The sequence below is a fragment of the Aeromonas sp. QDB23 genome (genome assembly GCF_027707745.1).
GTDB lineage: Bacteria > Pseudomonadota > Gammaproteobacteria > Enterobacterales > Aeromonadaceae > Aeromonas > Aeromonas allosaccharophila.
The window spans coordinates 1-13083 of record NZ_JAPCJA010000079.1 but is presented as its reverse complement, the minus strand read 5'-3'; the positions used below and the strand labels follow the sequence as shown (position 1 = coordinate 13083).

Sequence of the window (13083 nt, the reverse complement as noted above, 5' to 3'; positions counted from 1 at the left end):
GGTATTAGCTGGTCAAGGATGGCGATCATACCTCAGAAGCCGCGCCACGCCTCGCTCATATGAGGGGATGGTTAAGACAATGAGGTCAATTTCAGATGATTGATTTGTCTCGGCAGTGCGACAGACAACCATCTCGAACAATCCGTCTATCTGGTTTTCAAGCGTTGAGGGAATGGTTATGGAAAAGAAGCGTATCTACCTGTTTTGCTCTGCGGGCATGTCCACATCACTGCTGGTCTCAAAGATGAAGGCCCAAGCGGAAAAATATGATGTGCCGGTGCTGATCGATGCCTACCCGGAGACCCTGGCCGGCGAGAAGGGGCAGGATGCCGACCTGGTGCTGCTGGGCCCGCAAATCGCCTACATGCTGCCGGAAATCCAGCAGCAACTGCCGGGCAAACCGGTTGAGGTGATTGACACCCTGCTCTACGGCAAGGTCGACGGGCTGGGCGTGCTGAAAGCAGCCGTCGCCTCCATCAAGAAGAGCCTCGCATAGGTAAGGAGATCCCTGTGAGCAACATCATCGCATCGTTGGAGAAGGTCATACTGCCCATTGCCGTCAAGCTGGGCAAACAGCCTCATGTCAACGCCATCAAGAACGGCTTTATCAAGATGATGCCCCTGACACTGGTCGGGGCCATGTTCGTACTGATCAACAACGTGTTCCTGAGCTTTGGCGAAGGATCTTTCTTCTACTCCATCGGTGTGCGGCTCGATCCTGCCACCATCGCCACTCTGGACGGCCTCAAGAGCATCGGCGGCAACGTCTATAACGGCACTCTGGGGATCATGTCCCTGATGGCCCCCTTCTTTATCGGTCTGGCGCTGGCCGAAGAGCGCAAGACCGATCCCCTGGCCTCCGGCCTGCTGGCGGTGGCAGCCTTTATGACGGTCACCCCATTCAGCGTGGGTGAATCCTATGCAATTGGCGCCAACTGGCTGGGCGGAGCCAACATCATCTCCGGCATGCTGATCGGTATCGTCGTGGCCGAGATGTTCGCCTTTATCGTCCGTCGCAACTGGGTGATCACCCTGCCTGACAGCGTTCCGGCCTCGGTCTCCCGCTCCTTCTCCGCGCTCATTCCGGGCTTCATCATCCTCTCTATCATGGGGGTCATCTCCTATCTGCTGAGCGATGCGGGCACCAACTTCCACCAGCTGATCATGGACAGCATCGCCAAGCCGCTGTCCAATATGAGCGGTCTGGTCGGCTGGGTCTACGTGGTCTTCTCCTCCTTCCTCTGGTTCTTCGGGGTACACGGCATGCTGGCACTTACCGCGCTGGAATCCGGCATTTTGTTCCCGTTTGCCCTGGAAAACGTCGCCCTCTACAACCAGTACGGCTCGGTTGAAGCGGCCATCGCGGCAGGCAAAGAGTTCCACTTCTGGGCCAAGCCGATCACCGACTCCTTCGTCTTCCTCGGCGGTACCGGTGCCACCCTTGGCCTTATCCTGGCCATCTTTATGGTCTCCCGTCGCGATGACTACCGTCAGGTGGCCAAACTGGGTCTGCCCTCCGGCCTGTTCCAGATCAACGAGCCCATCCTGTTCGGCTTGCCGGTCATCATGAACCCCATCTTGGTAGTGCCCTTCATTCTGGTGCACCCGGTACTGATGGGGATCACCATGGCGGCCTACTACGCCGGGATCATCCCGCCCATCACCAACATTGCGCCATGGACCATGCCAACCGGCCTGGGCGCCTTCTTCAACACCAACGGCAGCGTGGCCGCCTTCTGTCTGGCGATATTCAACCTGGGGGTCGCGACCATGATGTATATCCCCTTCGTGTTGATTGCCAACAAGGCGCAGAACGTCATCGATGAAGAAGAGGAGAGCGAAGAGGATATCGCTCTGGCCCTGAAGTTCTGATGACCCGTGTTCTGATAACCAACGTTTCGATGACAACAGGGGAGGAGCAAGGCTCCTCCCCTACCAGCCTGGAGAAATCACCCATGCAGTATCGTTTTCCGGATAACTTCTGGTGGGGCAGCGCCAGCTCGGCCCCGCAGATGGAAGGCGCCGCCAACCGCGGCGGCAAATCCGCCAACATCTTTGACTACTGGTTCGCCATCGAGCCCGAGCGTTTCCACAACGGGGTTGGCCCGACCAATGCCTCCACCTTCTATGACAACTTCGAGAGCGACATCAGGCTGCTCAAGCAACTGGGGCACAACAGTTTTCGTACCTCCATCTCCTGGTCACGGCTGATCCCGGACGGCACTGGCGAGATCAATCAGGAGGCGGTCAGCTTCTACAATGCCGTCTTTGAGCGGCTGCTGGCCGAGGGGATCACCCCGCTTATCAACCTCTACCACTTCGACATGCCGATGTGCATGCAGGAGCGTGGCGGCTGGGAGAGCCGGGAAGTGGTGGCCGCCTATGTGCGCTACGCCACCCGCTGCTTCGACCTGTTTGGCGGCCGAGTCAAACACTGGTTCACCTTCAACGAGCCGATCGTGCCGGTCGAGTGTGGCTATCTTGGCCACTATCACTACCCCTGCGTAGTCGATTTCGGCCGGGCGGCGACGGTTGCCTACCACACAGCGCTGGCCCATGCCGGTGCCGTGCAGGCCTATCGCGCCTGTCAGCATGATGGCGAGATCGGCATCATCCTCAACCTGAGCCCGACCTATCCCCGCTCACAGGATCCGGCAGACATCGCCGCCTCCCGCATCGCGGATCTGCTGCTCAACAAGAGCTTCCTCGATCCGGCCATGAAGGGGAGCTATGACCCGGAACTGGTCGCCCTGCTGGCGCAGTATGACTTGCTGCCGCAGATCGAAGAGGGTGACAAGGCACTGCTCGCCGCCGGTAAAGTGGATATCCTCGGCATCAACTACTACCAGCCCCGTCGGGTCAAAGCCAAAGAGGTGGCTTGGCATGGTGTGCCGCGCACGCCGGAAGATCTGTTCGACTACTACGAAATGCCGGGCCGCAAGATGAACCCTCACCGCGGCTGGGAGATCTACGAAAAAGGGATCTACGACATTCTCACCGACCTGCGGGTCAACTACGACAACCTGCCCTGCTATATCTCCGAAAACGGCATGGGGGTCGAGGGTGAAGATCGCTTTATCGGTGTCGAGGGGCGGGTAGAGGATGACTATCGTATCCAGTTCATTCGCGAGCACCTCGAGTGGCTGCATCGCGCACTGGAAGAGGGCAGTGCCTGCCGCGGCTATCACCTGTGGACCTTTATCGACAACTGGTCGTGGCTCAATGCCTACAAGAACCGTTACGGCTTGGTCCGACTCGATCTGGAGAGCCAGCAGCGCACCATCAAGAAGAGTGGCTACTGGTTTGCCGAGGTCGCGCGCAACCATGGTTTCAATTAACGGCTTTCACTAACGGTTTCAATCAACGCATTCACGTAAGGAACGACACATGTTCGATCTGGACAACATCACTGAAGAGGCCGCCACCTGCAACGATCTGGAAGAGGTGGTAATGGGGCTCATCATCAACTCCGGGCAGGCCCGCAGTCTCGCCTACACCGCCCTGAAAAAAGCCAAGGAGGGGGATCTGGCCGCCGCTCATCAGCTGATGGCCCAATCCCGCGAGGCGCTCAATGCCGCCCATCTGGTGCAGACCCAGCTGATCGAGGACGATCAGGGCGAAGGCAAGATCCCGGTCACTCTGGTGCTGGTGCATGCCCAGGATCACCTGATGACCTCCATGCTGGCCCGTGAGCTGATCAGCGAGCTGATCGAGCTGCACGAAAAGCTGCAGAGCAAGTAACCTCCGGACGGGGCGCCAGGCCCCGTCATCGGCCCGCAGATCAGGAAGCGACTCATGAGCGTCAAAACAATCCGGGAAACCGAACTGTTTAACAACAAACCGTTCCACATGTTCATCTACAACAAGCAGGTGAGCGGAACCGGTTTGCACCAGCACGACTACTACGAGTTCACCCTGGTACTGACCGGTCGTTACTATCAGGAGGTCAACGGCAAGCGGGTGCTGCTGGAGCGGGGGGATCTGGTGTTTATCCCGCTCGGCTCCCGCCATCAGAGCTTCTACGAGTTCGGCACCACCCGCATCTTCAACGTCGGGATCACCCGTACCTATTTCGACGAACACTTCAAATACCTGCTGCCGGAACACTTCGTCGCCTCCCAGGCCTATGCGCTCAAGAGCGAGTTCCTCAGCTACATCGAGTCGGTGCTGGTCTCGCCGGGATTTCGGGAAGAAGCGCTGACCGAATTTCTCGAAGTGGTGACCTACGCGGTGATGAACCGGCTGCGTCACTACAAGGACACCTCTGCCAGCGACGATCTTCCGATCTGGCTCCACGAAACCGTGGAGCGGATGCACGATCGCCCCCTCTTTGCCGAGGATGCGCTGGCCAACATGGTCTCGCTCTGTGGCAAGAGCCAGGAGTACCTGACCCGGGCCACCCGGCGCTACTACAACAAGACGCCGATGCAGATCATCAACGAGATCCGGGTCAACTACGCCAAGATGCAGCTGGAAGTCACCAACAACTCGGTGGCCGATATCGCCTTCGAGACCGGCTACAACGACGTCAGCCTCTTTATCAAAAACTTCAAGAAGCTGACCTCGTTTACCCCGGGCAGTTACCGCAAATATCTCTACCCAAAATTTGAAAGCCCGGCCTGATGCCGGACCCGAACTCCATGTAAAAAGAACAGATTGCACTACAGAGCACAGTACCTGACCAGCCCCTGCCACAGAGGGCTGCGGCCACTCTCACCCTGATGACAGAGCGGCCACCGTTAAACCGATAAAGATCGATGAAGAGGGATTTATGAGCGAGAAGATCAAGGTAGTCACCATAGGCGGCGGCAGCAGCTACACCCCCGAGCTGGTCGATGGTTTCATCAAGCGCTATGCCGAGCTGCCCATCAGCGAGCTGTGGCTGGTGGATATCCCCGCAGGCGAAGAGAAACTGAACATCATCTTCGATCTCTGCCAGCGGATGATCCGCCAGGCGGGCATCCCCATGACCCTGCACAAAACCCTAGATCGCCGCGAAGCACTGCCTGGCGCCCACTTCGTCACCACCCAGCTGCGGGTCGGCCAGTTGCAGGCGCGGGAGAAGGATGAGCGAATCCCCTTGAGCCACGGCATGCTGGGGCAGGAGACCAACGGCGCGGGCGGACTGTTCAAAGGGCTGCGCACCATTCCGGTCATCTTCGACATCATCCGCGACGTTGAAGCGCTCTGCCCGGATGCGTGGCTTATCAACTTCACCAATCCGGCTGGCATGGTGACCGAAGCGGTGCGCCGTCATACCAACTTCCGCCGCTTTATCGGGGTGTGCAACATTCCGGTCGGCATGCAGATGTTTGTGCGTGATGCCCTCAAACTGACCGAACAGGATCACCTCTCGATGGACTTGTTTGGCCTCAACCATTTGGTCTTTATCGGTGACGTGCTGGTCAACGGCGAGTCACGCTTTGACGAGCTGCTGGAAGGGGTCGCCGATGGCAGCCTCACCCGTGCCAGCTCGGTCAAGAACATCTTCGATCTGCCGTTCGACCCCGGTTTTATCCGCGGCCTGCGCCTGCTCCCCTGCTCCTACCTGCGTTACTACTTCAAGGAGAAAGAGATGCTGGGGATCGAGATGGGCGAGTTCTACAAGGGCGGCGCCCGGGCTCAAGTCGTGCAGCAGGTCGAGAAGAAGCTGTTCGAGCTCTACCAGAACCCCGAGCTGTGCGAGAAGCCCAAGGAGCTGGAGTTGCGTGGCGGCGCCTACTACTCCGATGCCGCCTGCGAGGTGATCAGCGCCATCTACAACGACAAGCAGAGCGAGCACTACGTCATCGTGCCCCATCAGGGCCATGTCACCAATATCCCGGCCGACTGGACGGTGGAGATGAGCTGCCTGATCGGACGTGACGGCGCCATCCCCCACCCGCGCCTCACCCGCTTTGACGACAAGGTGAACGGGCTGGTGCACCTCATCAAGAGCTTCGAGATCGCCGCCGCCAAGGCCGCCATCAGTGGCAACTTCGACGACCTGCTGTTGGCGATGAACCTCAACCCGCTGATCCACTCCGACAACGATGCCCGCATCGTCGCCCGCGAGCTGCTGCTGGCCCACCGCGAACACCTGCCCAACTTCGCCGCCGCCATCGACGCCCTCGCCTGAGGCCAGCACGCCCCGCCCGAACCGGCGGGGCGCTTAACCGCAAGGGAACCCTCATGAGCAAGAGATTGATCATCAACGCCGACGACTTCGGCCTCTGCCGCGCCCAGAACTACGGCATCGTAGAGGCGTTCGAGCACGGGGTCGTCAGCTCCACCAGCGCTATCGTCACCTCCCCCGCTATCGAACACGCCGCCTGGCTGGCCGAACGCTTTCCCGAACTGCCAGTCGGGCTGCACTTTATGCTCAGCTGGGGGAAGCCGCTCACGCCGCTCACCTCGCTGGTGAACGAGCAGGGCGAGCTCAACAAGGGGATCTGGCACAAGAGCGAGGCGGGAGAGCTGGATCTGGCCGAGATATCCGGCGAGCTGGCGAGTCAGTACCAGCGCTTTGTCGAGATCTTCGGCCAGCAACCGACCCATATCGACAGCCACCACCATGTTCATATGCTGCCGACTATCTACCCGCTGGTGGAGACCTTCGCCAAGGCGCATGACCTGCCCCTTCGCATCGACCGGGGCGAAATAGCCCGCCACGGTCTGACCGTCACCCACTCGCAAAGCTGCGAACGGTTTGACGACCGCTTCTACGGCGCGCAGCTGACCCAGGCCAACCTGCTGCAACTGCTCGATGAGGCCAGTGAACAGGGGGCCCATTCGCTCGAGATCATGTGCCACCCCTCCTTTATCGATCTGGAGATGCAGGTCAGCTCCTACTGCCAGCCCCGCCTCAACGAACTGGCGATCCTGACCGACCCGTCCCTGCCCGCCCTTATCGCCGAGTGCGGCTACCGCCTTACCAGCTATCGGGAGTGGCAACCGTAATAGTGATGACAAGGGGAGCCGGTACGGGGCTAGGGAGTGACCCGTGCTTTTGTGACGGGGCCGGTAAATTCACTGCTGTGTCACATTTGAGTAGGGTATATCCTTGTATATTCTGCACATTTCCTTCACAACCTGCCTGATTGGGCAAATGCCGTGATCCTTCCCCCCAGTGACCTTTCAGCATGGAGCATGTCACATGAAAATCACCCCTATCGCCATCGCATTGCTGGCGGCCAGTTCGGCCAATGCCGCAAGCCCCGCCAAACCCACCGCCCAGACCATTTATCTCGGTGGCGATATCGTTACCGTCAATGATGCGGCTCCGACGGCGCAGGCGCTGGCCATCAAGGATGGCCGCATTCTGGCGCTGGGCAGTGAGGCCGACATTCTCACGCTGCGTGATGGCGAAACCCGAGTGGTCGACCTGCAGGGCAAGACCCTGATCCCGGGCTTTATCGATGCCCATGGTCATGTGTTCAACACCGGTATCCAGGCGCTCTCCGCCAATCTGCTGGCACCACCGGATGGGGCGGTAAACAGCATTGCGGCCCTGCAACAATCGCTGCGAAACTGGGTCGCCAAGCCGCAAAACAAGGCGCACGGGATCATACTGGGTTTCGGTTATGACGACTCCCAGCTCAAGGAGGGGCGCCATCCCACCCGTCAGGAGCTCGATGCCGTATCACAGGAGCTCCCGGTGCTCATCATTCATCAGTCCGGTCACCTCGCGACACTCAATAGCAAGGCGCTGGCGCTGGCCGGATTCGGGCCTGACAGCAAGGATCCGGAAGGGGGCAAGATCCGCCGTGAAGCGGACGGCAAAACGCCCAATGGGGTACTGGAGGAGACGGCCTTCTTTGGCACCTTGATGTCGATGTTCGCCAACTTGAATGACAGAGAAAACGAGGCAATTTTCAAGGCAGGCATGACACTCTATGCCAGCTTCGGTTACACCACGGCTCAGGAGGGACGCGCCTCTACCTCCGCGGTCAAGACCATGTACCAGCTGGCCCAAAAAGAGAAGCTGCCCCTCGACGTGGCGGCCTATCCCGATATCCAGATTGCGCGGGATGTCATTGCCCCACCCTACTACTCCAGCAGCTACATGAACGGTTTTCGGGTCGCGGGAGCCAAACTCAACCTCGATGGATCCCCCCAGGGAAAAACCGCTTGGCTGACCCAGCCCTATTTTGTTCCCCCTGCCGGGCAAAAGGCCGATTACAAGGGCTATCCCAGCATGAGCGACGAACAGGCCGCCAGCTATATCGAACTGGCGCAGCGCAATAGTTGGCAACTGCTCACCCACGTCAACGGCGATGCAGCCATCGATCAGCTGATCAAGGGGATTGAGGCCAGCGAGAAGCAACATGGCAAGCCGGATCGTGGCTTTGTCGCCATCCATGCCCAGACCGCCCGCAAGGATCAGGTCGCCTCATTCCAGCGACTCGGCATCTTCCCCTCCTTCTTTCCGATGCATACCTTCTACTGGGGGGATTGGCACAGTGACTCTGTGCTTGGCAAAGAGCGGGCACAACATATCTCCCCCACCGGATGGGCCCGTGAACTGGGGATGATTTTCACCTCGCACCATGATTCCCCCGTGGCATTACCTGACGCCATGCGGGTCTATTATGCGACCGTCAACCGGGTCAGTCGTACCGGGCGCCTTATCGGGCCGGATCAACGGGTCTCCGCTCTGGATGGACTGAAGGCACAGACGCTGTGGGCGGCAACCCAATACAAGGAGGAGCACGACAAAGGTTCTCTGGAGGTCGGCAAGCTGGCAGACCTGGTGGTGCTCTCGGCAAACCCGCTCAAGGTGAAACCGGAAACTCTGGCCGATATCCGGATCGAAGAGACGATAAAGGAGGGGGTCTCCATCTACCAACGTGACGGGCAGACAGCTCAGGAGTCCACAGGCTGTACGGACTCTGCACGCTGCAGTGCGGTGGCCACGACAGCCATGGTGGCAGCAGGCCTATTGCATCATCAGCCACACTAGACCCCATGGCCTGACGCCTTCCTGCGTTGGGCCATGCCTCTCCCACCAAAACCGCAGATACGATAAAGCCCAAGCGATTGAATCGCTTGGGCTTTCTCTTAATATGGCGGAGGAGGTGCCCGCCGCAATCAAGTCCAATCAACTCCACACAAACCCAACACACCATTTACTATCAGTAAGTTATAGCCAAGTATTGTCCAATCCATCCCAATCACATATTACCACTGCGCATGCCTGGTGGCATACTGCGTGGCATATTCAATTCTCAAGGAGGTTCCCTGATGGCAATCCTCACCGATACCAAAGCTCGTAACATCAAGCCGGAAGATAAACCCCTTGCTCACGGTGGCGTTACAGGCTTGACGCTACACCCTTCTACCGCCAAGGGCAGAGGCAAGTGGGTATTCCGCTATGTCAGCCCACTGACAAAGAAACGGCGGAATGCAGGCCTCGGGACTTACCCCGAGATATCCATCGCTGATGTAGCTCGAGACGCACAGGCAATGCGGGAACAGCTGGCGAATAACCTGGATCCGCTAGAGGTCCGACTGCAGGAGCAGAACAAGCCGAAGATCCCGACGTTGGAAGCATCTGCCAGATTGGTCTACGAAAGCTTGCTACCAGGTTGGAAGAACCCCAAACACGGTAAGCAATGGATCACCACATTGGAGCAATATGCCTTTCCTACCATTGGCGCTATCTCCATTGATGCGATAACCCCAGCTCATATCGCTTCAGTTCTGCAACCGATATGGCTGACGATCCCGGAAACAGCAAGCCGTGTTAAGCAGCGCCTACACGCAGTGATGGCTTGGGCATGGGCTCACGGCTATATCTCCGCAAACCCGGTGGATGTGGTGGGTCACTTACTACCGGCACAACCCAGCAAGTCTGTGCGGGTAGAACACCAGCCTGCGATGCCTTGGCGTGATATCCCTGCATTTGTGCAAAAACATCTGAGAACAACTCAACAGTACGATGTAACCCGCTCAATGCTGGAGTTCTTGATCCTGACCGCATGCCGCTCAGGTGAAGTCAGAGCCATGAAGTGGTCAGAAGTAGACTTGGAGGCAAAGATCTGGACCTTGCCTGCCGAGCGTATGAAAGCCAAGCAACAACATCGTTTTCCGTTATCTCTTCGTGCCGTCGAAATCTTGATGGGATTAAGGGGATTGCATGACGAGTTGGTATTCCCATCCCCCAGAGACCAGGTACCGCTCTCAGACACAGTGCTGACGATGTTTCTGAGAAGAACCAAAGCGGCGAGCTCTACTCTTGGCCGAATGGCAACTGCCCATGGCTTTCGTTCCAGCTTTCGGGACTGGTGCAGCGAGCAAGGCTATGCGCGAGATCTCGCTGAGCGAGCATTAGCCCATACGGTGCAAAACAAGGTAGAGGCTGCGTACCACCGCACAGACTTGCTAGATCAGCGACGCCCGATGATGGATGCTTGGGCTGAGTTTGTGGTTGGCAATTTGCCAACTAAATAAGAAGGAAGCGGCCCTGATGGGCCGCTTCCTTAAATGTTCTTTTTAGCTTTCTTAGCCGTTGATGGCATTTTGCCAAAGCAATGCTGCTCTGACAGTTCCTGAACCCGCTTGCCCCCAGTGACGGGAGCTTCTACTGGTGCTGTACCGTTCTGAGAGGGGCTGTGGGGGAGGTTCCTATGGCCTACTCACCATTTTTCATAAAGCGTGGAAAACCGGAGCAGGAGCCGAGCGGCAGCGGATGGAGGATCCCGATAACTTGGAACGGATGGTGTCGATCCTTTCGTTCGTGGCGGTCCGTCTGTTACAGCTGAGGGAAAGCTTCACGCTGCCTCAAGAACTCAGAGCCCAGGGGTTACTGCGGGAAGCAGAGCATGTAGAACACCAGTCATGTGAAACGGTGCTGACCAAGGATGAATCCGTCATTCCGCACCTGATTTTGCTATTTTCGGTGCTTGACGGCGATCGGCCATTCTGATCTATTACTCTCTTTTGCAGGTAGATCATCATGGCCGCTCCCGCTATCTCCATCCGTAACCTCGATCACCTTGGTTTGGTCGCCGCACTCTGCCAAGAACTGGGCATTGCCCGCATGATCGATGCCCTGCTCCCCAAAACCCCGCCTTTCAAGGTCTCACATGGTGAAGCCTTGGTCGCCATGATAGTGAACGGCCTCGGCTTTCACAGCCACACCCTGCACATGTTCCCGCAATTCTTCGCTAACAAGCCGGTTGAGCGCCTGATTGGCCCCGGGATCTGTGCTGATGACCTCAATGATGATGTGCTCGGTCGCTGTCTCGATGCCCTCTTTGAGGCCGATGTCAGCGCCTTGTATCAGGTGATGGCGGCGCAAGTTGTCGAGCGGCTGGGGCTCAAAAGCACCGCAGTGCACCTCGATATTACCAGCTTCCACGTCGATGGCGCCTATGACTGTGCCGATGGGGATCTGGTCGGTAAGCTGCAACTGGTGCGTGGTTATAGTCGTGATCACCGGCCAGAGCTGAATCAAGTGATCCTTGAGCTCATCTGTGAAAATCAGGCCGGCCTACCTGTCTATATGCAGGCCCTGAGCGGCAATAGTAATGACACCAAAGCCTTTGCCCAGACGGTTCGTCGCCATTTGAGCAGTCTCAAGGCCGCGCAGGAGTGCCGTTATCTGGTCGGCGATGCCGCCCTGTACTGCGCCGATACCTTGCAATTACTGGCGCAACAGCAGCAACTATTTGTGACCCGGGTGCCCGTCACTCTCAATGAGGCAAAGCAGGCCGTGGCAACCATAGGTGCACAACCGCTGACCGCTCTGGGCAATGGCTATCATGGCCGTTGGCAACACGCGAATTATGCCGGGGTCGCGCAACGTTGGTTGCTGGTGCGCAGCGAACAGGCCAGCCACCGCGAGCAGCAGACATTGGCCAAAAACCTGCTCAAAGACAGTACCCGCGAGCTCAAAGCCTTCGCCAAATTGTGTGCCCGACGCTTTGCTTGTGAGGCGGATGCACAAGCTGAGTTGAGCCGTTTTACCGCCAGCTTGATGCTGCTGCAACTGGATGCCGAAGTGGTAGGTGAACCCGTTTATACAGGACGTGGCAGACCCAAGCGTGGCGAAGAGCCAATTGGCCATCAGTTTCAAATCACTGGGTTGGCGGCAACTAGCCTGGCTTGCGTTGAAGAGGCCCGCAACCAGACCGGGGTGTTCATCCTGGCGACCAATGACCACAGCGATACGCTGACCATGGCCGAACTGTTGGCCACCTATAAAGCGCAGCAGAATGTCGAACGGGGCTTTCGTTTTCTCAAGAGCCCGGAGTTTTTAACCTCCTCACTGTACCTGAAAAAGCCGGAGCGGATTGAAGCGTTGCTCATGGTGATGACCTGTAGCCTGATGATTTACGCAGCGTTGGAGCACCGGATCCGGCAGGGATTAGTGGAGCAGAATCGCAGTGTGGCGGATATGAAAAAGAAACCGACCCAGCAGCCGACGGCCCGTTGGATCTTTTTGCGCTTTGGTGGCATCCATGAATATCGACTGGGAGAAGCTCCGCCACAAGTAACGGAGCTAACAGGAGACCAGCAGATCATTTTGGAGGTATTGGGTGAGCGCTATCGGCAAATTTATTCCTAAATCAGGTGCGGAATGTCGGTTACAGTGGGCTTACATGGCGATAGCCAGATTGGGAGGTTTTATGGACAGCAAGCGAACCGGGATTGCGAGCTGGGGCACACTCTGGGAAGGCTGGCAAACACTGCAAAGTAAACTGGATGGCTTTATTGCCGCCAAAGAGATGATGGCGTTAGGGATCGAGATCTGATCAAGAGACAGGTCTGTGGACGGTGCTACTAAGCGTGAAATGACTAACTCGGTTGCTGAACCTTTCCAGGTTATCCAACTGACTGAAGACACCGCTTACGCGATGATGAAAGAGTGTGTCCAAGGTACCGATGGCAAGTGGTCGTTTAACTACGGCAACAAGATCATCAACTTCGCTGACAATAGCGTCACTCCGGTGAGCGACATTGTCAGTCTGTCGGCTTTTATCCATTAAAAAGAAATGGAATAAAAAACGGCGTTCTATGTCATCTAAGGAAGGTGCGAATAAGCGGGGAAATTCTTCTCGGCTGACTCAGTCATTTCATTTCTTCATGTTTGAGCCGATT

The 13083-nt window shown here is 57.5% G+C and carries 11 protein-coding genes and 2 pseudogenes; all 13 read left to right on the top strand.

Going from position 1 to position 13083, the window contains the following annotated elements; genetic code table 11:
* The first annotated feature begins 178 nt into the window (after positions 1-178).
* A complete protein-coding gene (locus PG888_RS21340; protein ID WP_033135185.1) occupies positions 179-496 on the top strand; it encodes a PTS sugar transporter subunit IIB in 318 nt (105 codons plus the stop codon).
* A 14-nt stretch (positions 497-510) separates the two neighbouring features.
* Positions 511-1872, top strand: a complete 1362-nt coding sequence (chbC, locus tag PG888_RS21335; RefSeq protein WP_182939144.1) for a PTS N,N'-diacetylchitobiose transporter subunit IIC — start codon at positions 511-513, stop codon at positions 1870-1872.
* Between the two features lie 83 nt (positions 1873-1955).
* Positions 1956-3338 (top strand): glycoside hydrolase family 1 protein, encoded by a 1383-nt coding sequence (locus PG888_RS21330; RefSeq protein ID WP_182939143.1) that lies wholly within the window; start codon positions 1956-1958, stop codon positions 3336-3338.
* Positions 3339-3387: 49 nt separating this feature from the next.
* Positions 3388-3741 (top strand): PTS N,N'-diacetylchitobiose transporter subunit IIA, encoded by a 354-nt coding sequence (gene chbA, locus PG888_RS21325; protein ID WP_042061963.1) that lies wholly within the window; start codon positions 3388-3390, stop codon positions 3739-3741.
* 54 nt (positions 3742-3795) lie between these two features.
* The gene (gene chbR / locus PG888_RS21320) at positions 3796-4623 is read left to right on the top strand and encodes a transcriptional regulator ChbR (RefSeq protein WP_042061964.1); all 828 of its coding nucleotides are present in this window, start codon (positions 3796-3798) and stop codon (positions 4621-4623) included.
* 148 nt (positions 4624-4771) lie between these two features.
* Positions 4772-6118: a 6-phospho-beta-glucosidase gene (locus PG888_RS21315; protein WP_042061965.1), complete on the top strand. Its 1347-nt coding sequence runs from the start codon at positions 4772-4774 to the stop codon at positions 6116-6118.
* Positions 6119-6171: 53 nt separating this feature from the next.
* A complete protein-coding gene (gene chbG, locus PG888_RS21310) occupies positions 6172-6939 on the top strand; it encodes a chitin disaccharide deacetylase (protein WP_182939142.1) in 768 nt (255 codons plus the stop codon).
* 196 nt (positions 6940-7135) lie between these two features.
* Positions 7136-8941, top strand: a complete 1806-nt coding sequence (locus PG888_RS21305) for an amidohydrolase (RefSeq protein WP_213393609.1) — start codon at positions 7136-7138, stop codon at positions 8939-8941.
* A 281-nt stretch (positions 8942-9222) separates the two neighbouring features.
* Positions 9223-10431, top strand: coding sequence for a tyrosine-type recombinase/integrase (locus PG888_RS21300; protein ID WP_270694313.1), 1209 nt, complete (start codon positions 9223-9225; stop codon positions 10429-10431).
* A 193-nt stretch (positions 10432-10624) separates the two neighbouring features.
* A pseudogene (locus PG888_RS21295) lies at positions 10625-10846 on the top strand (IS4 family transposase); the annotation flags it as partial.
* Positions 10847-10936: 90 nt separating this feature from the next.
* Positions 10937-12550, top strand: a complete 1614-nt coding sequence (locus PG888_RS21290; RefSeq protein WP_270815991.1) for an IS1634-like element ISAs25 family transposase — start codon at positions 10937-10939, stop codon at positions 12548-12550.
* Positions 12551-12569: 19 nt separating this feature from the next.
* Positions 12570-12737 (top strand): annotated as a pseudogene (locus PG888_RS21285) (IS4 family transposase); the annotation flags it as partial.
* Between the two features lie 15 nt (positions 12738-12752).
* Complete coding sequence (locus tag PG888_RS21280) at positions 12753-12971, top strand: hypothetical protein (RefSeq protein WP_270694310.1); 219 nt, start codon at positions 12753-12755, stop codon at positions 12969-12971.
* Positions 12972-13083: the final 112 nt, after the last annotated feature.

Coding starts and splice junctions, on each gene's coding strand:
- chbG (WP_182939142.1), top strand. CDS start 6,172: ATGAGCAAGAGATTGATCATCAACGCCGACGACTTCGGCCTCTGCCGC.
- chbR (WP_042061964.1), top strand. CDS start 3,796: ATGAGCGTCAAAACAATCCGGGAAACCGAACTGTTTAACAACAAACCG.
- PG888_RS21330 (WP_182939143.1), top strand. CDS start 1,956: ATGCAGTATCGTTTTCCGGATAACTTCTGGTGGGGCAGCGCCAGCTCG.
- PG888_RS21290 (WP_270815991.1), top strand. CDS start 10,937: ATGGCCGCTCCCGCTATCTCCATCCGTAACCTCGATCACCTTGGTTTG.
- PG888_RS21340 (WP_033135185.1), top strand. CDS start 179: ATGGAAAAGAAGCGTATCTACCTGTTTTGCTCTGCGGGCATGTCCACA.
- PG888_RS21305 (WP_213393609.1), top strand. CDS start 7,136: ATGAAAATCACCCCTATCGCCATCGCATTGCTGGCGGCCAGTTCGGCC.
- chbA (WP_042061963.1), top strand. CDS start 3,388: ATGTTCGATCTGGACAACATCACTGAAGAGGCCGCCACCTGCAACGAT.
- PG888_RS21300 (WP_270694313.1), top strand. CDS start 9,223: ATGGCAATCCTCACCGATACCAAAGCTCGTAACATCAAGCCGGAAGAT.
- PG888_RS21315 (WP_042061965.1), top strand. CDS start 4,772: ATGAGCGAGAAGATCAAGGTAGTCACCATAGGCGGCGGCAGCAGCTAC.